General features: G+C 63.1%; 20 protein-coding genes. 6 read left to right on the top strand and 14 right to left on the bottom strand.

Annotation, left to right across the window (positions count from 1 at the left end):
• The 6 genes from QQF73_RS13360 to QQF73_RS13335 form a co-directional block, all read right to left on the bottom strand.
• Complete coding sequence (locus tag QQF73_RS13360; RefSeq protein ID WP_285368527.1) at positions 1 to 867, bottom strand: MBL fold metallo-hydrolase; 867 nt, start codon at positions 865 to 867, stop codon at positions 1 to 3.
• A gap of 78 nt (positions 868 to 945) precedes the next feature.
• Positions 946 to 2,412, bottom strand: a complete 1,467-nt coding sequence (locus QQF73_RS13355) for a diguanylate cyclase (RefSeq protein ID WP_219867730.1) — start codon at positions 2,410 to 2,412, stop codon at positions 946 to 948.
• 89 nt (positions 2,413 to 2,501) lie between these two features.
• Positions 2,502 to 3,122: a tetratricopeptide repeat protein gene (locus tag QQF73_RS13350; protein WP_285368526.1), complete on the bottom strand. Its 621-nt coding sequence runs from the start codon at positions 3,120 to 3,122 to the stop codon at positions 2,502 to 2,504.
• Positions 3,119 to 3,901, bottom strand: a complete 783-nt coding sequence (locus QQF73_RS13345) for an SDR family oxidoreductase (protein WP_218636374.1) — start codon at positions 3,899 to 3,901, stop codon at positions 3,119 to 3,121. Before QQF73_RS13345 ends, QQF73_RS13350 begins: the two co-directional genes overlap by 4 nt.
• Positions 3,888 to 6,059, bottom strand: coding sequence for an AMP-binding protein (locus QQF73_RS13340; protein ID WP_285368524.1), 2,172 nt, complete (start codon positions 6,057 to 6,059; stop codon positions 3,888 to 3,890). The genes QQF73_RS13345 and QQF73_RS13340 overlap by 14 nt, the downstream gene beginning before the upstream one ends.
• Positions 6,043 to 6,741, bottom strand: coding sequence for a thermostable hemolysin (locus QQF73_RS13335; protein ID WP_219867727.1), 699 nt, complete (start codon positions 6,739 to 6,741; stop codon positions 6,043 to 6,045). Before QQF73_RS13335 ends, QQF73_RS13340 begins: the two co-directional genes overlap by 17 nt.
• A 168-nt stretch (positions 6,742 to 6,909) precedes the next feature.
• Here QQF73_RS13335 and QQF73_RS13330 point away from each other — a divergent pair, with 168 nt between their 5' ends.
• The 5 genes from QQF73_RS13330 to QQF73_RS13310 all read left to right on the top strand — a co-directional run bounded on the left by QQF73_RS13330 (position 6,910) and on the right by QQF73_RS13310 (position 12,290).
• Positions 6,910 to 7,593, top strand: a complete 684-nt coding sequence (locus QQF73_RS13330) for a response regulator transcription factor (protein WP_219867726.1) — start codon at positions 6,910 to 6,912, stop codon at positions 7,591 to 7,593.
• A complete protein-coding gene (locus QQF73_RS13325; RefSeq protein ID WP_218636370.1) occupies positions 7,590 to 8,999 on the top strand; it encodes an ATP-binding protein in 1,410 nt (469 codons plus the stop codon). The genes QQF73_RS13330 and QQF73_RS13325 overlap by 4 nt, the downstream gene beginning before the upstream one ends.
• A 95-nt stretch (positions 9,000 to 9,094) precedes the next feature.
• A complete protein-coding gene (locus QQF73_RS13320) occupies positions 9,095 to 9,862 on the top strand; it encodes a glycosyltransferase family 2 protein (RefSeq protein ID WP_218636369.1) in 768 nt (255 codons plus the stop codon).
• A gap of 1 nt (position 9,863) precedes the next feature.
• Complete coding sequence (locus QQF73_RS13315) at positions 9,864 to 10,532, top strand: TVP38/TMEM64 family protein (protein ID WP_285368519.1); 669 nt, start codon at positions 9,864 to 9,866, stop codon at positions 10,530 to 10,532.
• Between the two features lie 9 nt (positions 10,533 to 10,541).
• On the top strand, positions 10,542 to 12,290 hold the full coding sequence (locus QQF73_RS13310; RefSeq protein WP_285368517.1) for an ArnT family glycosyltransferase: 1,749 nt from the start codon (positions 10,542 to 10,544) through the stop codon (positions 12,288 to 12,290).
• A gap of 26 nt (positions 12,291 to 12,316) precedes the next feature.
• On the opposite strand, the gene QQF73_RS13305 is transcribed toward QQF73_RS13310, so the two are convergent.
• On the bottom strand, positions 12,317 to 12,877 hold the full coding sequence (locus QQF73_RS13305) for a lipid-binding SYLF domain-containing protein (protein ID WP_285368516.1): 561 nt from the start codon (positions 12,875 to 12,877) through the stop codon (positions 12,317 to 12,319).
• A gap of 249 nt (positions 12,878 to 13,126) precedes the next feature.
• On the opposite strand from QQF73_RS13305, the gene cobS reads away from it, so the two are divergent.
• Positions 13,127 to 13,891, top strand: a complete 765-nt coding sequence (cobS, locus tag QQF73_RS13300; protein ID WP_285368515.1) for an adenosylcobinamide-GDP ribazoletransferase — start codon at positions 13,127 to 13,129, stop codon at positions 13,889 to 13,891.
• Positions 13,892 to 13,904: 13 nt separating this feature from the next.
• On the opposite strand, the gene QQF73_RS13295 is transcribed toward cobS, so the two are convergent.
• The 7 genes from QQF73_RS13295 to QQF73_RS13265 are packed head-to-tail and all read right to left on the bottom strand — an operon-like array spanning position 13,905 to position 20,073.
• Positions 13,905 to 14,573 carry a DNA-3-methyladenine glycosylase I gene (locus QQF73_RS13295; protein WP_218636364.1) on the bottom strand — a complete coding sequence of 223 codons (669 nt, stop codon included), beginning with the start codon at positions 14,571 to 14,573 and terminating at the stop codon, positions 13,905 to 13,907.
• 13 nt (positions 14,574 to 14,586) lie between these two features.
• On the bottom strand, positions 14,587 to 15,285 hold the full coding sequence (gene bluB, locus QQF73_RS13290) for a 5,6-dimethylbenzimidazole synthase (RefSeq protein WP_285368514.1): 699 nt from the start codon (positions 15,283 to 15,285) through the stop codon (positions 14,587 to 14,589).
• Positions 15,282 to 16,757 (bottom strand): cobyric acid synthase, encoded by a 1,476-nt coding sequence (locus QQF73_RS13285; protein WP_285368513.1) that lies wholly within the window; start codon positions 16,755 to 16,757, stop codon positions 15,282 to 15,284. Before QQF73_RS13285 ends, bluB begins: the two co-directional genes overlap by 4 nt.
• A gap of 3 nt (positions 16,758 to 16,760) precedes the next feature.
• Positions 16,761 to 17,372, bottom strand: coding sequence for a cob(I)yrinic acid a,c-diamide adenosyltransferase (cobO, locus tag QQF73_RS13280; RefSeq protein ID WP_285368512.1), 612 nt, complete (start codon positions 17,370 to 17,372; stop codon positions 16,761 to 16,763).
• A gap of 38 nt (positions 17,373 to 17,410) precedes the next feature.
• The gene (locus QQF73_RS13275) at positions 17,411 to 18,190 is read right to left on the bottom strand and encodes an ABC transporter ATP-binding protein (protein ID WP_285368510.1); all 780 of its coding nucleotides are present in this window, start codon (positions 18,188 to 18,190) and stop codon (positions 17,411 to 17,413) included.
• Entirely contained in the window at positions 18,190 to 19,161 is a 972-nt protein-coding gene (locus QQF73_RS13270) for a FecCD family ABC transporter permease (protein ID WP_219867720.1), read from the bottom strand. The genes QQF73_RS13275 and QQF73_RS13270 overlap by 1 nt, the downstream gene beginning before the upstream one ends.
• Positions 19,162 to 19,179: 18 nt before the next feature.
• Positions 19,180 to 20,073 (bottom strand): cobalamin-binding protein, encoded by an 894-nt coding sequence (locus QQF73_RS13265; RefSeq protein WP_219867719.1) that lies wholly within the window; start codon positions 20,071 to 20,073, stop codon positions 19,180 to 19,182.
• Positions 20,074 to 20,076 lie beyond the last annotated feature (3 nt).

The following is a 20,076-nucleotide window of genomic DNA, read 5'->3' as shown; positions in this document are numbered from 1 at the left end:
TCAGAACCGGTTAATCGGTACTTTCAGGTACACCTGTCCGTTGTCCTCTTCCGGCGGCAAATGGCCCGCCCGCATGTTGACCTGGACCGACGGCAAGATCAGCCGGGGCATGTCGAGAGTCTCATCGCGCTCGGTGCGCATCTTCACGAATTCGTCTTCGGAAACGCCTTCGTGGACGTGCACATTGGCTTTGCGCTGCTCGGCGACGGTGGTCATCGGTTCAAACCGGTCCCGGCCGGGTGCCTTGTAATCGTGGCACAGGAAGATCCGGGTCTCTGGCGGCAGGGCCAGCACCTTCTGGATCGAACGATAGAGCGTCCGGGCATCGCCGCCCGGGAAATCGCAGCGGGCGGTGCCGTAATCCGGCATGAACAGGGTGTCGCCGACGAAGGCGGCATCGCCGATCACGTAGGTCAGGCACGCCGGCGTGTGCCCGGGCGTGTGCAACACCCGGCCCTCCAGGCCGCCGATGCTGAATGTATCGCCTTCGCGGAACAACCGATCGAACTGACTGCCATCCCGGGCAAACTCGCTGCCGGCATTGAACGCCTTGCCGAAGATTTCCTGGACGTCGCGGATGTGCTCGCCGATGCCGGTCCTGCCACCCAGCTTGTCATGCAGATAGGGCGCCGCTGACAGGTGATCCGCGTGGACGTGAGTCTCCAGAATCCACTCCACCGTCAGGTCCTGCTCACGAATGAAGGCGATGATGTTGTCGGCTGAGTCATGCGCGGTCCGCCCCGCCGCATAGTCAAAATCCAGCACCGAATCGAGGATAGCGCAGGACCGACTGTCCGGATCCCGGACCACGTAACTGAAAGTGTTGGTGGGCTCGTCAAAAAAGGGTTGGACGATGGGGTTGCTCATGGGTTTCACCTCCGGAGCGAATCTATATTTGATTCTAAGGATATACTATTAAGTAATATGGGGTGAAATGCTGATTTTTTATATACGAAGGACTCCTGATATGTCGACGGCACAATCGCGGCCGGCCTGCTTGGCCAGATACAACCGATGATCGGCGCGCCCAATCACGGTGTCCACAGAGATCATGCTGTCGTCCCGTTCCCGTACCGACGCCAAACCGGCGCTTACCGTTAGCGGGATCTCACGCCCCTCGAACACGAACCGGCCGTGCCGCACCGCATCGAGAATTCGGCTGATCGTCTGGTGCACGGTGGCCTGCTCGGTATCGGGAAACACCACCATGAATTCCTCACCGCCGAAACGGGCGACCACATCCGTCGACCGCACCAGATCAATCAGGATGTCCGCAAACCGTCGCAGGGTATAGTCGCCACCGAGGTGGCCAATGGAATCGTTGATCTGCTTGAAATGGTCAATATCGAGCATGGCAACGGTGAAATTCTCGTCGTAGCGCTCGGCCCGCTCGACCAGCTCATTGAGCCTCGGCATCAGATACCGCCGGTTGTGCAGGCCGGTCATGGGGTCGCGGATGGACTGGCTCAGCAGTTTTTCTTCCAGGATATGCCGTTCGAGGGCGCCGGACAGCAGACCGGAAACGATGATCAGCAGGTCGGACTGGTCTTCGCGCCATTTCCGCGGGGCCAGCGAATCCAGCCCCATGAAACCAACCACCTGGCCCTGAACCCTAACCGGCACGCAGAATACGGATGCCGCCTCACTCGTGGCTTCAATGAACACCACTTCGTTTTCGTCAACCATCTCAAGCAGCTTCTGCCCCCACTCATCCTGGTCATCCAGGGGCACCGACTGGTCTTCGTCGATCACGGACCTCACCCCGTCACGGCACCACTGGTGGGTCTTGGTTGCGGAGGTGTGATCGTCGTTGAAGGCGTAGAGGTAGGTCCGGTCCGCGGTGAAGAAAACACCAACACTTTCAAGCAGTTCAGAAATGCAGTCGTCTATCGTGCCAAATCCGACATTGATGAACTGGGCCGACAGGCGCGCAACCAGCTTCTGGAATCCAGCCTGGAACGAGTACTCGGCTTCGCTGTCACGAAGCTCCTGTTCCAGTTCCTTGTAGTGCTGGATGTTGTGGAACTGGCCGTACCAGAGCGTGCTGCCATCAGCCTGGCGCTCTGGCCTGGAATGGGCTTCGTACCATTGATAGCTGCCATCCTGCAGACGCAGGCGGGCCCGGTATTGCCAGGGCTCCAGCGTACGGGCCGACTCGAAGATGCTGTCCTGGAGGCCGCCGGCATCATCGGGGTGGACAATCGCGAGCACGGCATCCGCGTTCTGTTTCAAAGCCTCGGGGTCTAACCCGAAGCGTTCCCGGATCTGTTCACTGACGTAGGGGTAGCAATGGGCGCTTTTGTCGGCGCTGAGCCAGTAGGAAAAGAGAATGCCCGGGACCGCCGACGCCAACTTGTAAAAGAAATCTGCGGATGGGGCTTTTGTCGACGGTGAAGCCTTGTTGGTCGCCATGACACGCACTTTTCCTGGTCGAGGGCCTCCCGCCCTCTTTGCCCCAAGTGTAGTCCACGGTGACGGGTGCAGCGAGTAGCCGCCCGGCCTCAGAGCGTCTGCAGGAGCTGCCTGGCCTCGTCCCGTCGGCCGGTATCCGCCAGTTCACGCCCGGGCCGGGACGGCGCTTCCAGCACTTTTTCCAGGTAGCGACGGGCCTGCTCCGGCTGGTCCTGCTCCCTCAGGAAGTCGCCGTAAAAAAAGTTGGGATCAATGCCGTCGGGATTGATCGCCAGGGCTTTCTCCAGGTATTTCCGGGCCTTGTCGTCGTCACCGAAACCCAGGGGCCAGCCCGGCACCTGGTAATAGAGACTGCCAAGCGAGGTGTAGGCCGAGCCCTCCAGCGACCGGGGATCAATGGCCAGGGCGGCTTCAAGGGATTCCTTGGCATCCTTGACCAGCCCGAGTGCTCCCAGCCCGCCCTTGGCCCCGGCGTAGGTACTCAGGACAATGCCCTGCCAGATCAGCGGTTCCGCGTGCCCCGGATACCGGGCGACAAATGCCTCGGCGGTGTCGGCCAGGGCCTCAAAGGCTTTTTCTTTCTGATCCTCGGGCACCTGGTACTGGATTTCGGCCCAGCGCTGCTGGATGTCGGCGAGCTCCGCGTTCAGGTCAGCCGCCAGGGCCGGCACAGCAAGCAGCCCGGCCAACAGGAAAATGATCGCCCTCATGACAACACCTCCGAATTGAGAAAACGCCGGATGACCGGCAACTGTTTCAACATGGCCTTGTCCACAATGCGCGGCAGGATTCCGTTGATCACGACGAACAACTTTTCCGGCCAGCCCAGAAAGCGGCGAAGGTCGTCGTTTTCCATGGCCTTGAGGATCTGGGCAGCCACCGCTTCGGGCGCGTCCATCTTGTTGCCGAGAGCGTGATTGAGCTCGTTTACCGCCTCCGGATTCATGGCCGTGGCGGTGGCCCTTGGCGCCACGTAGACCACCTGCACGGGGGTATCCGCGAGTTCCCGGCGCAGGGCCTCGGAAAACCCGCGCACACCGAACTTGGTGGCACAGTAGGCGGTGTATCCGGGAAAGCCGATGCTGCCGAAGGTGGAACCGACAAAGACCAGCGCGCCGTAACCGGCGGCCTCGAAACGCGGGGCAAAGTGCCGGGCGACCAGCATGGCACTGCGGAGGTTGACCATCAGTTGATCGTCAATGGCCGTGACCGGCAATTCCCCCAGACTGGCGAAGTAGTTCTGGCCTGCGCAGTGAATAACGCCGTCGATATCCGGATAGGCCTCGCTCAGCCGAACAAGCTGATGCTCCAGGTCCGGCGCCGCCAGGTCCAGGTGCACCGCCGACACCCCGCTGAGTCTGGCCAGTCCCTCCGGTTGGCGGGACGCCACGATCACCTTGGCACCGGCGCGAATCAGGGGCTCAACCAGGGCCTTGCCAATGCCGCCAGTCCCGCCGAGCAACAGGAACACCCGATCATGCAGCCTCATGTTGCGACTCCTTGCGACCGGTCTGCACGGGGATGCTGTGCAGCATGTCGCCGTATAACCGATAGACCATCCGGGCCGACTCGATAATGGCCTGCTGGTCATCTGCATCGGTGATCTCGTTCATCAGCTTTCGGAAAAACTCGAAGTGTTCCTGGTCCAGCGCACCGTGGGAATACAGATAGCTGAAGGCCTCATCCGGCAGGCCCAGTTGCTTCTGGATCTGCTCACCCAGCGGCGTCGCCAGCTCAATGGAGGTCCCCTCAAGCACCTGCACCATGCCGAAGAAGGCCGCCGGGTTGCCGCGATCGATCTGGTCGTACAGGTAGGCCACCATCAGTTCGATCGAGGTGTCCGGCTTACCCTGACGGATGCTTTCCCTGTCGGCGCCACAGGCTTCGAGATCGTCCAGGATCCATTCGTGATGGCCGTACTCCTCTTCGATGTACTCCACCAGAGCCTTGCGCACGAATTCCAGCCGTTCCGGCAGGCGCCCGCCGCAGGCCATCATCAGCGGCACCGTGTGTTTGACGTGGTGGTAGGCCTGGGTCAGGAACCAGATGTAGCTCTCCAGATCGAAGCGGTCCTCCTGGATGGCCCGGATCACCGGGGCCTCGGTGACGTGTTTGCGGGCGTCTTCGGTTTCCTGCTGCAGTCGGTCAAAAAATGCCATGTGAAATCCTCCTGGCGGGTTCATCAGTGAAAACGTCATATCAATGTGGGTGGCGTCGGCCAGCAACGCCGTCAGATCGGTTTGAATCCGGGACCGGACTGGCCGCCCGTTTGCGGTAATGTGGCCCTCGGCCTGGCAGAGCAACTGCTCGCGCACGTAAACAGTCGCCAGTCGCGCGTAATCGGGCAGGCGATCGTTCAGTGCGCTCAATGCATCGGCGATCCGTGCCGGCGACTGGTCCTGGGTGACGGTGATCAGGGCACGCAGATGCGGCTCACCATCCCCAAACACGACCGCCTGGCGGGCGCCAACCGCCTGCACCAATTCGCTTTCCAGCCATTCCGGGCTGACGTTGCGTCCGAAGCTGGTGATCAATAAGTTCTTGGATCGGCCATCGACCCGGAGAAAGCCGTCGCTATCCAGCCGCCCCAGATCGCCGGTGCCCAGGCTCTCGTCCGCCCGCAGCGGATCCCCGAGATAGCCCAGGTGAGTGTTGCCGTGAACACGGATTTGCCGATCGTCATCCAGCGCAACCCGAACGTGGGCCAGTGGCTGGCCCACGGTGCCCGGCCGATCCTGACCCGGTACGTTCAGGGCCACCACCGAGCCGCACTCCGACAGGCCATAGCCCTCGAACAGAGGCAGGCCCGCACGGCGGCCACGGGCGAGAAGATCCGGAGACACCCGGCCACCGCCCACCGCAAGAAAACGGAATCGGCCAGGTTCAAGATGCCCCCGCTCGGCAGCGTCGACGAGCAGGCTCGCCAGCTCCGGTACGAGGATGACCGAATGCGGTCGGATCCGGTTCAGGCCCGCCATCAGCCTGGCTCCGTCAACGCCGCTGCTTCCGGTCATTCCGAGGGTCCCCAGCGGGGCCAGCTCGACCGTGGCGCCCATCAGCAGGGGCAGGTAAACGCCGGCAATGTTTTCCAGCAGCGTGGCCAGGGGCAAAATACACAGGTGATGGCGCAGCTCGAGACCGCCAAGGCGCTCGCGCAGGGCCTCGGCGGTAGCCGCCATCTGATCGGCAGAGAGGCACACGCCTTTGGGCGTACCGGTACTGCCAGAGGTAAAGGTGATCTTGGCGGTACCCGCGGGCACCCGCACAGCAGCCGCGGTCACCGGCAGGCTTTCCAGCCAGACCCCCTGCCCCAGCTCGTCGCGGCCCGGCCCCGGTTCCGCCCACAAAAGACCATCAAGGCCGGCCCGAGCGATCAGATGATCGGTCTGGCTACGGGAGAAAAATCCGGGCACCGGGACGCAAACAACGCCGGCCATCAGGCAGGCCAGATCGGCCAGCACCCAGGCCGAGGTGTTGTCACCGGTCAGACCGACCGAGGCCACGCCCCGCGCTTCAAGCCTTGCAGCGAGCCCGGCAGCGGCGGCGTACAGATCGCGAAACGTCATTTCTCCTGCCGGTGATTTCAGGGCGGTCCGCTCGGGTGTACGGCCCACCTGGGCCGCCAGCATGTCAGGCAATGCAGCCATACTGGTTTCCTCTTTCCGCGTCATTGCCGTTTACCGGAAACGTGACCTTGAGCAGACCGGCGGCCTTCAGCGCCGCCAGACTTTCGGCGACGCTCACCGCCATGACTACCGGGTGATGGTCGTAGTAGCGGCCCCAACCGGCACCACCGTCGGCAAGCCGGGCCGGATCGGCGTCGGCCAGAACGTGGGTATCGATCCCGAGCCGGCGGAAACTGTTCCGCAACTGGTCGGTGCCCGTGCACACCACCCACTGATAGCCAGCGCCATCCAGCCACACCGCCAGGCTGGCAAACAGGTAACGGCTGACACCGGCTTCAACGCCGGCAAGGTGGGCAATCTCGGCAATCGCCTGGCGACCGGGACCGGGCTCCGGCATGCGGTTTTCAACCGGTTCACCGAGGTAATCTTCCAGAAACAGGGACTCACTCGCGGCGTTACGCACACCTACCGCCGCCAACAGTGAGCCGTGGGCGGTGGTCAACACCAACAGGTCGGGAATACGCAGGCTCGGCTGGGCACCATAGGCCAGCAGAAACCGACGCCGGATAAACTGGCCGACCTCTGCCGCCGTTCGGGTGTCTGCGTCAACTCGGCACAGCCAGCGGCCGGCACATCGGATGACGGGTTCCACCTCGTCGGAATCCGGTGGGCAACAAGCGGACATCATGAGTGGATCTGACATAAGCGGTCTCCAGTAAGTGACTGGCAAGGCCTGATAGAAGGCAGTGCAAACTGAAGGTCAGATTAGGGAGGCAGCCTTAATCCAGGCTTAACCGTTGCCGCGAGTTTTCTTAAGCCGGCCTTAAGGTTTTTGTGCCAGACTTGTATCGTTTTCCAGGTCGGGGCCACCATGCGAATACTGCTTGTAGAAGACGATCACCCACTCGCCAATACCATGCTCGACATGCTGCGGGACGACCAGAACACGGTTGACTGGCTCGATGACGGCCTGCAGGCGCTGAACGCTCTCTCGAATGAGCAGTTTGACCTGGTTATTCTGGATCTGACCCTGCCCCGGGTGGATGGCCTAGACATCGTACGGCGCGTTCGACAGCAGGGCGTTCAGACCCCCGTGATCATACTGACCGCCCGTACCGAACTCGGGGAAAAGCTGCAGGGCCTCGACTCCGGCGCCGATGACTATCTCACCAAACCCTTTGCCATGGCCGAACTCAAGGCCCGAATCCGGGCCGTGACCCGGCGCGGTGCTACGACATCGCACAACGGACTGGTGATCGGCCGGCTGATGCTGGATACGGACGCCAGCCAGCTGACGGTCGACGGGGAACAGTTCAGCCTGCCCCGCAGTGAGTTCCAGATACTGCATTACCTGATGCGCCATCCGGATCAGGTCGCCACCCGCCGGCGGCTTGAGGACCAGCTCTATGGCTGGGAGCATGGGGTGGAAAGCAACGCCCTGGAAGTACACGTCCACCATCTCCGGCGCCGGGTCGGCAAGGCCACCATCCGAACCGTAAGGGGGGTCGGCTACCTGCTCGACAGTCAGGCCGCCGCTTCCGGAGCCCAGGAATGAGCTTGACCCGCACCCTGACCGTTATGGTCGCCACCATGGTCCTGCTGATCACGCTGATTACCGCAAGCTGGGGCTTCTATGTCAGCAACCATCAGCTGGAAGAGCTGTTCGACGCCGAGCTGGCCCAGAGCACCCGTATCGTGCAGGGGCTGGTCCAGCATCTGTCCGACACCCAGTCCCGGGAACAGCTGGCCACCATACTGTCCAAAACCCTCAAGCTGCCCGAAAGCGCGCTCTCTGAATCTGAGGAAGATGAAATCCTGCCGGACGGCTCCGGCCACAAGTATGAGAAAAAAATCGCCTTTGAAGTCTGGTCGCCGGAGCAGGATCCCCTGCTCAACACACTGCGGGCCGATGACAAACTGGAACTGCAGCCGGGATTCGCCTGGACCGAGGTCAGCGGCTTCCTGTGGCGAACATTCACCCTCCGGGATCCGGCCACGGGTTTCTGGATTCGTACGGCCCAGCGCGAGGACGTGCGCGAGGAACTGAGCGAAGAACTGGCCCTGGGTAACGTCCTGCCGCTGTTGCTGGCCCTGCCCTTGCTGGTGATCGCCGTGATTGTGGCGGTTCAGGTCGGCTTCCGCCCATTGCGGCGCCTGGAGCAGCCCGTGCGTTATATGGCTCCCGAACGCATTCACCCGCTTGACGAACGGCAGGCTCCCAAAGAAGTCGCCGGGCTGGTCAATGCAGTGAACGGCCTTCTCAGACGGCTGAACCAGGCCCTGGAACGGGAGCGGCGGTTTTCTGCTGACGCCGCTCATGAGCTGCGCACCCCGCTGACGGCCCTACGCCTGAATCTCGAGAAGGCCTGTGAGAAGGCCCCGGGGCAGTTTGAAGGCCTGACCCAATCGGTCGACCGGATGGTGTACCTCGTCGAACAGATGCTGTTGCTCAACCGGGTGGATGCCGGAACCGACTTCTCCCCTCAGTACCATAACCTGTCTGCCATCGTGGAACAGAGTATTGCCGATGTGGCGCCACTGGCGCTGAAAAAGGGTATTGAGCCGGTGCTCGAGGACGATGACGGCCAGGCCATGGTGTACTGCAACAGTGCCCTGATTAATACCCTGATGCGTTCCCTGCTGGCCAACGCCATCCAGTACAGCCCGGAGCACACAACCGTGCTGACCCGACTGGTTGCCTCCGGGGAGGGCTACCATGTGGTCGTCTGCGACCAGGGCCCGGGCATTGCGCCCGAAGAACGGGAGCGCGCGCTGAGCCGCTTTGTCCGGCTTGATCAACGCCAGGGCGGGGGTGCCGGGCTCGGTCTCGCCATCGCCCGACGCATTGCCGAGCTCCATGGCGGCCAGCTCACCCTTGATGATCGACCGGACGGCCAGTCCGGACTCTGCGTACACATCTGGCTGCCGGCCCAGCCCGCCGCATGGAGCCGTAAGGTTTAAGCTTTATTTAAGGTTACTTCCCGACAATTCCCGTCAGAGTGCTGGCAGATCCTGCCTGCCCCAACTGATTCGAGCAACATCGAGGGAGGTGAACTGTGAGTCGGGAAAAGTCATTGTCACTGGTGATCCCAGCCAGGGACGAAGAAGAAAACATTGCCAGCCTGGTGACTGAGATCTTCGCTGTGATGCGGGACTATCCGAATTTTGAGGTAGTGCTGGTGGACGATGGCAGTGCCGACCAAACCCTCGAGGCCGCCATTCGAACCGCGCGGTTGATGAACGGCCACCTGGTGGGAGTGCGTCACGACCGGAGCGTTGGCCAGAGTACAGCGCTGGCAACCGGAGTTCGGCAGGCCCGCGGCCACCTCATTGCGACCATGGACGGGGACGGCCAGAACGACCCGTCCGACATCCCCACGCTGCTACAGAAGACCTCCGCCATCACGGTTCCCGATTTCTGCATCGCCGGCTACCGGAAAAACCGCAAGGACACCGCCTGGAAACGCTTCCAGTCACGCCTGGCCAATCGGGTCCGCAACGCTTTTCTGCACGACGGTGTGCCCGACACCGGCTGCGGACTCAAGCTGTTTCCGAAGGCGACATTCATGAAACTGCCCTGGTTCGACCACGGCCACCGCTTCATTCCGGCCCTGGTCAAAGGCCTGGGGGGCGAAGTGGCGGTGGTGGAAGTAAACCACCGCCCGCGGGGCGGAGGTACCTCCAAGTACACGGCCTGGAATCGGGCGTGGGCGGGCATTCTCGATCTGTTCGGCGTGATGTGGCTCCTGCATCGAACCCGGACCCCGGTCATTGCCGACATCGTCGAGTCGGAAAGCCGGGCGCCCGTTGCAAAGGCCTCCTGACATGGGAAACTGGTTACGCTGGCTGGTCTTCGGCGTGCTGGCCGTCGCCGGCTTCGTCGCGGTTCAACAGGGCTGGCTGGGCTTTCTGTCGGATAAAAACCTGGTCGCCAGCTATATTCACAGCCATGGCGTGGCGGGGCTGATGGAGATCATCCTCTCGGGCGCAGTATTCACCGGTGTCGGGGCGCCGAGGCAGTTACTGGCGTTTGTTCTGGGGTATGCCCTGGACGGGCTCAATGGCACCCTGCTCTCAACCCTCTCGACTGCCCTGGGTGCCACCGGCTGCTTCTTTACTTCCCGGTGGCTGCTGCGAACGTCGCTGACCGAGCGCTTCGGCCAACGCATGCGCCAGTTCGACGACCTGTTTCGCCAGCAGACGCTTCTCAAGGTCCTCATGGTGCGGCTGTTGCCGGTGGGCAGTAATCTGGTAACCAATCTGGTCGCCGGCTGTTCGGAGATTCGCTTTGCCCACTTTCTGGCGGGCAGCACCCTCGGTTACCTGCCCCAAATGCTCGTATTTGCCCTCGCGGGCGCCGGCGTCGGTCAGGCCGATCATTACGAACTTCTGCTGAGCATAACCCTGTTTATCATTGCCTCCGCCATTGGCGCCTTTTTGTACCACAGCCACAGGGCAAAAGCGCTCGCCAGCCCCGTCTCCAGCCAGTCCTGAGACCCGAACATGCCCGCATCGCCCTATTTCCGACACCTCCCGGACTCGTTGCTCCACCTGTCCCGCAACCGGCTATTGCTCCTGCTGCTGGCCTTTGCTGCCGTCATGATTGCCACCGGCATTGGCCTCCGTTCGCCCTGGCCCGCCGATGAGCCGCGCTTTGCCGAGGTCGCACGGGAAATGGTGGCGTCCGGCCAATGGCTGATCCCCATGCGCGGCGGCGAGTTCTACCCCGACAAGCCGCCGGTGTTCATGTGGAGCATCGCGTTTTTCTACTGGCTGACCGGTAACCTGAAAGTCGCTTTCCTGCTGCCCAATGCCCTGTGCAGCCTGTTAACACTGGGATTGGTCTACGACCTCGGAACCCGGCTCTGGAACCAGCGCACCGGCGCCGTTGCGGTGCTGCTGATGATGCTGGCACCACAATTTCTGGCCCAGGCCCAGAAGGCCCAGATTGATGCCATGGTGGCCTGCTGGATCACCGTTGCCTGCTATGGCCTGATCCGCCACTTCTTTACCGGGCCGGCCTGGGGTTGGTATTTCGCCGCCTGGGCGTTCATGGGGCTGGGGATCATCACCAAGGGCGTGGGTTTCTTGCCCGCATTGATGCTGGTGCCTCTGCTGGCGCTGAACTACCAGGATAGGGCGCGTTTCCATGGCGCCATGACCTGGCGCTGCGCCCTGGGCCCCCTGGCCATGCTCGCCGTGGTGGCGGCGTGGCTGGTGCCCATGGTGCTGTATGTGAACAGCGTGGGCACGGACGAGGCCCTAGCCTACAGGAACAACATCCTGTTCAAACAGACCGGCGAACGCTACGCCGATTCCTGGGGGCATCTCCAGCCCTGGTACTACTACCTCACCAGTGTCATTCCCGCCCTCTGGTTCCCACTGCCCCTGGTTTTCCTGGCGCTGTTCCGGCCGCTGACCGATGCCATCCGGCACCGTCCGGTGATTCTGGTGCAGCTGGCCTGGGTGGCCCTGGTGGTCCTGTTCTTCAGCATCAGTCCGGGCAAGCGCGGCGTTTACCTGTTGCCGGCACTCCCCATGTTCGCCCTTGCGCTGGCCCCGGTACTGAGCACGCACCGCCCGGCCCGGTGGTTTCCGCCGATACTCACCGGCCTGCATATGCTGATCGCGGTGGCGCTGGTCACCCTGGGTGTCCTGGCCTGGAATGATCACCCGAAACTGGTTGAAAAGGTCAGTGACTACAGCCGCGATCCCGCGCGGTTGCACGAGGCGGGGAGCCTGGTGTTCACGGTGGGACTGGTATGGCTGGCGAGCCTGCTCGGCCTGTGGCGTTCCCGGCCGCTGGGGCGCCTGTTCCTGGCCATGATGCTGAGCTGGCTGCTGCTGTCTACCTGGGGCTACCAGATTCTGGACCCCCTGCGTACACCACGCAACATTCTCGCAGCCGCTGAACAGAACGTGCCGGCAGACGCCCAACTCGGCATGATCGACTTTCGCGAGCAGTTCCTCCTGTTCTCGAAGCTCGATTTCGTTCACTTCAGTTTCTTTTCCAGCCTGCGGGACGAGGAACGCAACGCCTGGCGCTGGATGGGCGAGGGAGAACATCGCTTCATCCTGGTACAAGACAAGCTCGACCTGGACTGTTTCAGCCTGGATGGCGCCCGGGACCTCGGCGTCGCCCATCGGGAGCATTGGCTGCTGGTGGGCCCGGATCAACGGCTTCCGGACTGTGCCCCACCATCGAGAGTGCGCCAGTTCACCACACCAAGCCCGGGCGCCTGGCTGGATTGAACCGGCTCTCACCGACGCCCGGGGACCTATCGCTGGATGCGGGAAATCTTCGTACCTTCAATACTGACCCCGGCCATCAAGCCCTGCTGGCTGAAAATAAAGGCGTAGGCATCGTCCTTGAGTGACGACGTCGACAGGTTCTTGGCCACGCCTTCGTCAACCATCACGACCGTGGGCCCGACTCCAACCTCCCAGCCGTCTGACTTTTCCAGGTAGCTGACGGCCTCGTCGGTCATCAGGAACATGGCGTAGGCATAGGACTGGGCGCCGGCCTGGAATCCGAAGGTTCCAGCCACGGAGTTGTAGTAATCGACAACCTCCGAATCTTTCATCAACACGCCCTCACCATAACTGCCGCCAAAGACCAGCCCGGCTTTTACGATGTTCGGGAAAACCAGGACTGCCCTGGCGTCTTTGGACAGTGACTTGGCGACGGCATTGGTGTCGTAGAGCCTTTCCAATGCCTGCCGGGCATCCCGGTGCAAATCCTCGGCGGTTGCTGCCAGGGCCTGATGCCCGACGACCGTCAGAACCATGGTAGCCAGCGCCAATATGGTTCCCTTTAACAAACTTGGTTTACTGTTCATGATGCCCCCTCTTCCCGGTTCCAGGAGCCAGAACCGCGATATGGAATGGTGTTTCGGGGTCGAGACGAGACAGGCGCCACCGCCTGGCCCCTTACAAGACTGACTGCGGATCGAATGGTGACTGCTGTTCAGATGGGACGGCCAACTACCGGAGCATCTTTACCATGCGCCTGTTGGTGAAATTATAGTCCAGCTCGGAAAGAACCATGCAATCCGACTACAATGGCTCCTCATTTCAGGAGGTGCCAGGTGACCGTTTCGACACAGCATTTGCAGCGGGAGTGGCAAGCGTTCTGGCTTGCCGTCGGGTTCCTTACCCGAATTCCCATGATGATCCACATTGATTATTCCCAGCGGCTGATGAACCAGAGCAGCCTGTATTTCCCCTTGGTCGGTCTGGTGCTGGGTTGCCTTTATGCCGCCACCTACGGTGCCCTCACGCTGGCGTTCAGCCCTACCGTGTCGGTCATTCTGGTGGTCAGTCTGCACCTGTTCGTCACCGGTGCCTTCCACGAGGACGGTCTGGCCGACAGTGTTGATGCCCTGGGGGGCGGGTATACCGTGGAGCGGCGCCTCGCCATCATGAAGGACAGCCGTATCGGCACCTACGGCACAGTGGCGCTGGTCATGTCCCTGGGACTGAAAGTGGCTCTGCTGCTGGACGCGTCCGAGATCTGGCTGGCCATTCTGGTGGCGCCGGCGATAGCGCGGCTGGCGCCGCTGCTGATCATGTGGCAGTTGCCCTACGTGACCGATCGGGACAAGAGCCGGAGCAAACCGGTGGCCGACGGTTTTTCCCCTCGACGCCTGGGACTTGCCGCCGCGTTTACACTGGGCATTGCCCTGATCGCCGCGACCTGGGTTCCGGCAGCCATCACCGGCGCCCTTGCCGCGGTTATTCTCGTGGCGATGTGCTGGGGAAACTACATCCGCAATCAACTGGGCGGCTACACCGGCGACACCCTGGGCGCCAGCGTCGTGCTGTGCGAACTGGTGCTGCTGATGTTCCTGTAGATGCTACCGGTGCTCAGCTGTCGACGGTAAAGGAGAGTATCCGGGACAGATGACAGTAGGGCAGTCCGGTTTCCTCGTGCCAGTCGTTAAAGGCGGCCTGAGCCTGCATCAGCGCTTTCTTGCTGCCCGGCGAGGCGTCCAGCAGGTCGGCCCGGCGCAGGGCGGTCACCACGTCCGATGACAGGATGAAGCCGTCCCATCCTACCCGGCGCAGGAAATACTGAGCGCTGTTGCCCCCCAGCCGGGCACCATTGCGCTTGAGCCAGAGCAGCAAACCGGCCTGATCGTCTCTCGGCCACTGCTCGAGAAACTGCCCGAAACTGCCGTATTCTCGCGCCGTATCGACAATCATCCGGGCGTTCTCCGGTACCGTCCGGATCTTCTGCATGTTCCGAACAATGCGTTCGTCCCGGGCCAGATCCTCCAGCACATCGGGCGACACCTGTTGCCAGTACAGAGGCACAAAACCGTCGAACGCGGCCTCGAAATCCGGCCACTTGTTCTCGATAACGCGCCAGACAAAGCCGGCCTTGAACACACACCGTGTGAGTTCGGACAGGTATCGGTCGTCGGGTCTGGCCGCCAATTCACCAGCCTCCGGAACACGCGGCAGCAGCGCCCGCATGGCCGGCTCGCCACCCTTCAGGTTCAGGGCCCGCTCATAGATCTCTGAAAAACGCATAAGGCCTCACGGGTTACTGTTTCAGTTCTGCCAGGAGTGACTCGTCCTCCAGCGCCTGCCCCCAAAGATTGCCATGCACCAGGCCATTCAGGGGTAACCGAGACCGCCAGCCTTTGGCCTGGAGCTCCGGCTGGTCCAGAAACTCACTGACGTAACCGAGGCAGAGGTAGGCGAGCGGATAGACATTCTCCGGCAGATCCAGGGTTTTTGCCAACTGGTGCTGGTCCAGGATACTGACCCAGCCAACCCCAATGCCTTCGGCCCTTGCCGCCAGCCACAGATTCTGCACCGCCAGGCAGGTGCTGAACAGGTCGGTTTCGACAATCGAGTTCCGCCCCAGCACATGGGCACCACCACGGCTGCGGTCGCAGGTAATGCAGAGGTTCAGCGGACTCTCCAGAATGCCCTGCAGTTTCAGGCTGCGGTAGGTGTGCTGGCGATCGCCCTGATAGTTGTGCGCCGCCTTGTCATTTTCCGCGTCAAAGATCGCCAGCACCCGGGCCCGGACCTCGACGCTGTCGATGACCAGAAAGTCCCAGGGCTGCATGAAACCCACGGAAGGAGCATGGTGCGCGGCCCTGAGAAGACGGGCCAGGACGTCCGTTGGAACGGGGTCCGGCAGGAACTGGGAGCGAACATCCCGGCGTTCATGAATGGCGCGGTACAGACCGCGGCGCTCATCGTCGCTGAAGGGGCGGTTCGGATCGGTCATAGGGGGTTCCCGTTGGTCAGTCCCAGAAGCTGGCGCAGCCAGTCGGTATCCAGGCATCGTTCGACCTGATCCGCCAGACGGTCCAGCTGCTCCAGGCGATGCTGCTGATAGTCCACGGCAGCCTGGTTGCCGCGCAGTCCCGCCCAGGCGAGTATTGCGTGGCAGGCTTCCGGTTCGTCAAAGACACCATGGACGTAGGTACCCATGATCTGGCCGTCGGCACTGACGGCGCCATCGGCGGTTCCGCCAAGGTCCGCGAACGGTCGGTCCAGGGCCGGCCCCTCGGTCACGCCATTGTGCATTTCGTAGCCGCTGATACCGGCGTCCTTGCCCCCCGGCGCCCGCATCCTGCCTCGGACATTGCGTAACTGCTTGCCCGCAACCATTCGGGTGCGCATCGCCAACAGCCCCAGCCCCGGGGTGTGCCCCGGATCACTCTCGAGGCCGTCGGGGTCGCCCACCCGTTCCCCGAGCATCTGAAAACCACCGCAGATGCCGAACACCCGGCCGCCATAGCGCAGGTGACGCCGGATCTCGGTGGCCCAACCCTGGGCGGTCAGCCAGTCCAGGTCGTGGCGGGTGTTCTTGCTGCCCGGCAACACGATGAGGTCCGCCGGGGGAATGGCTTCGTCCGGACCGATGAACCTCAGGTCCACCCCGGGGTGCAACCGCAAGGGATCGAAATCGTTGTGGTTGCTGATTCTCGGCAGTACCGGCACCACCACCTTCAGGGCGCCGGCCTCGCTGGTGCCGCTGGTCCCGACGCTGTCCTCCGCGTCCACGATCAGTCCATGCAGATAGGGCAACACGCCGACGACCGGCTTGCCGGTGCGTTCGGTCAGCCAGTCCAGCCCCGGCTCCAGCAGACTGATGTCGCCCCGAAACCGGTTGATGACAAACCCCGCCGTGCGGGCACGCTCGGTACCGGAGATCAGCTCGAGCGTGCCGACCAGCTGGGCGAACACGCCGCCACGATCGATGTCGCCGACCAGCAACACCGGGCAGTCCGCCGCTTCGGCAAAGCCCATGTTGGCAATGTCGTTGGCCCGCAGGTTGATTTCGGCGGGACTGCCGGCGCCCTCGGCAATGATCACGTCGTACCGGGTACTGAGGTTGCGCCAGGCATCCATCACTGCGGCTTTCGCCTCGGCCTTGTAGGCATGGTAGTCGAGGGCATTCATGTTGCCGTGCACCTGGCCCCGAAGGATGACCTGGGCGCCACAATCGGTCTGCGGCTTCAGCAGGACCGGATTCATGTCGCTGTGCGGGGCCAGACCGCAAGCCAGTGCCTGCAGCGCCGTGGACCGCCCGATTTCGCCGCCATCCACGGTCACTGCGCTGTTCAGCGCCATGTTCTGGGGTTTGAAGGGGGCCACAGACACACCCTGCCGGGCCAGCCAGCGACACAGGGCCGCCACCACGGTGGTCTTTCCGGCGTCCGAGGTGGTTCCCTGAACCATCAGCGTCGCCATGGTTTAGAGCTCGACCCCTTTCTGGGCCTTGACGCCCTGGTCCTTGAACGCATGCTTGACCACACCCATTTCGGTGACGGTGTCGGCGAGATCCACCAGTTCGTGCGGGGCGGACCGGCCGGTCACCACCACATGCTGCATTTCCGGGCGGACCTGCAGGTCATCCAGCACCCGGTCGAGGTCCAGGTAGTCGTATTTGAGCGCGATGTTCAGCTCGTCCAGCAGCACCAGGTCATAGCTGTCATCACCGAGCATCCGGGCGGCGACGTTCCAGGCACTGGCCGCGGCAGCCACGTCCTGGTCACGGTTCTGGGTGTCCCAGGTGTAGCCCTGCCCCATGACGTGGTAATCCACGTTCGGCAGATCCCGGAAAAAGGCTTCCTCGCCGGTGCTGAACGCGCCCTTGATGAACTGGACGATGCCTACCTTCATGCCATGGCCCAGCGCCCGCGCCACCATACCGAAGCCGGAACTGCTCTTGCCCTTGCCAGGGCCGGTCAGGACCAGCAACACACCCTGCTCCTTCTGGGCCCGGGCAATGCGTTCCTGCATGATTTTCTGTTTCGCCGCCATGCGGCGGGCATGACGTTCCGGGTCTTTGGCGCGTTCACGCATGATCGAGTCCTCCAGACGGGTTGGATGCAACGGGTTTCCTAGTCCATACCGGACCGGGCGGGCACGAATACCGGGGCACCATCGGCCTCCACGGTAATCAGTTTCTGGCCGTAGAGGCTTTCCAGGGCCTCGGGCACCAGCATGTGGTCGGCCGGGCCCCAGCAGGCGTCGCCACTGGGGTACAACAACAGGATATGGTCACACCAGCGGGCCGCCAGGTTCAGGTCGTGCAAACACATGAACACCGCACGGCCGGCGCTGGCGAGCGATTTCAGCAACTGCATCACCGCCACCTGGTGGTGCAGGTCAAGATGGTTGGTGGGCTCATCCAGCAGCCACAGGGACGGATTCTGGGTCAGCACTGTGGCAATGGCCACGCGCTGGCGCTCACCGCCGGACAGGGTATTGACCAGCCGGTCGGCGAGATGACCGACATCCAGTTGCTCGAGGGCAGCCCGGGCGCTGGCCAGGTCCTCACCGCTCTCCATCTGCCAGGGCGACAGCCAGGGATGCCGACCGATCAGCGACGTCTCCAGCACGGTGGCCGGAAAGCCGTCCTGGCGTTCCTGGAACACCAACCCCAGCTGTTGCGACACCAGCCTGCGCCTCAGATCCGCCAGCGGCTGATCCCCCAGGTACACCTGGCCATGGCGCGGGGGACGCAGGCCAGCGAGGGTGTGGAGCAAGGTGGTCTTGCCGGCGCCGTTCGGCCCGAGCACGCCCCACATCTGCCCGGGAGCGACGGTCAACCCGAGCGGGCTGCCATCGGCCCGATCCGGAATATCGATCACCAGCTCGCGGGTGTGCAGGGCTCTCATCAGCGGCTCCGGTAAAGCAGATACAGGAAAGTGGGCACCCCAAGCAGCGCGGTGATTACCCCCACCGGCAGCTGCTCGGGGGCAATCACCACCCGGGCCAGGGTATCCGCCAGCACCAGCAGCGTGCCGCCGGCCAGGGCACAGGCTGGCAGGATCAGGCGCTGGTCATTGCCGAACACGAGGCGAAGCATGTGCGGCACCACGAGACCCACGAAGCCGATACTGCCGGCGGTGGTCACTGCAGTCGCCGTCAACAGGCTCGCGACAATGTATACCAACCACTCCAGCGGACGCACCGACACGCCAAGCACGGCCGCCTGAAGGGGGCCACGAGCCAGCACATTCAGGCTCCGCCCCAGCGGCACCACCAGGAAACAGGCGCCCAGCAAGAGCAGCAATGCCGGGGCGGGAGAGCGCGCGTAAGACACATCCCCCATGAGCCAGTACAGCATGCCCGGCAGTCGCTGGGCCGGACTGACGGCGAGAATCAGCGTAATGATCGCACCCCAGCCGGCCGCTACCACCACCCCGGTCAGCAACAACCGGGACGGTGTCCAGCTTCCGGTCCCGTGGGCGAGGCCGAAGACCAGGAAGGTCGCGAGCAGGGCGCCGGCAAAGGCGGAACCGGACACCAGCATGCCGCCCACTCCGGCCAGCATGGCCAGCAAGGCGCCGACGGCAGCCCCCCCGGACAATCCCAGTACATAGGGGTCCGCCAGCGGATTGCGCAGGAGCACCTGCATCAGGGCACCGGCCACGGCCAGCAGCCCGCCGGTGGCGAAGGCCGCCAGGGTCCGCGGCAGGCGAAGATCAAGAATCAGCGTTTGCTGCAGGTCGGTGCCCTGGCCGGCTAGCACGGCCAGAAGGTCCGACAGCCCGACGCCGACACTGCCGACGCTGACCGACAGACCGATGGCTGCCAGCCCGGCCAGGGCCAGCAACCACAGCGGACGTGAGACCGAGCGGGTCATGGCCGGGGCTCCCGAAGGCTACCGACGGGCACGGGCAGTCTCCAGTTTCTCACAGAACAGACGGCTGCCCTCCAGCATACGCGGTGTTGGCCGCTGAATCAGGGAGGGCGGCACGAAGAACAGGTTGCCCTGTGCGGTGGCGCGTAACTCGGGAAAACCGGCCCAGCGCGTCAGCCAGTGGCGGTTCTCCTCCCCCATTCCACCGGCCAGTATGGCTTCCGGGTTGGCCGCCAGCACCGCTTCGGTGCTGATCCGTGGCACCAGCCGGTCGAGGTCGCCAAAAACATTGCGACCGCCGCACAGGGTGATCACCTTGCCGATCAGGTGCTGGTCATTGACCGACATCAGTGGCTCATCCCAGACCTGATAAAACACCGGAACCGGCGATGCCTGTTGAAAGCGGGTGCGCAGGCTGGCCATGCCCTTCCGGAAGGCGTCTGCTTCGGCAAACCCCGTGGACTCGGTGCCGGCCAGCACCGCCAGTCGCTCGATGGCCGACGAGACGCCTTCGAACGTTCGAGGCTCGATCGCAAAGACCGGCAGGCCGAGGTCGTCCAGTGCATCCAGCTGTTCGCCCGGATTGCCCGTCACCCAGCCAATCACCAGGTCCGGCCGCAGGCTGATCAGGGCCTCAAGGTCGAGCCGGGTATGACTGCCCACGGACGGCACCGTTTTCGCCATTTCCGGGTAATCGCTGTAGGCCACCACAGCCACCACCTGGTCACCGGCGCCTGCCGCCCACACCAGTTCCGTCGCCCCCGGAGACAGGGCGGCAATGCGCTGGGCCGGCTCGGGCAGACAGATCCGGCGACCGGTGTCGTCCACGGCGCAGACCTCGGCGCTGGTAAGCGCGGGCATTAGCCACGCCAGCAGCGCCAGTGTCGTTACCCTGAACCACCTGATGGTCAGCATGTA

It is taken from the genome of Marinobacter albus, assembly GCF_030238305.1.
Classification (GTDB): domain Bacteria; phylum Pseudomonadota; class Gammaproteobacteria; order Pseudomonadales; family Oleiphilaceae; genus Marinobacter; species Marinobacter albus.
The sequence above is the reverse complement of the archived record's forward strand: the minus strand, read 5'-3'. Positions and strand labels throughout refer to the sequence as shown.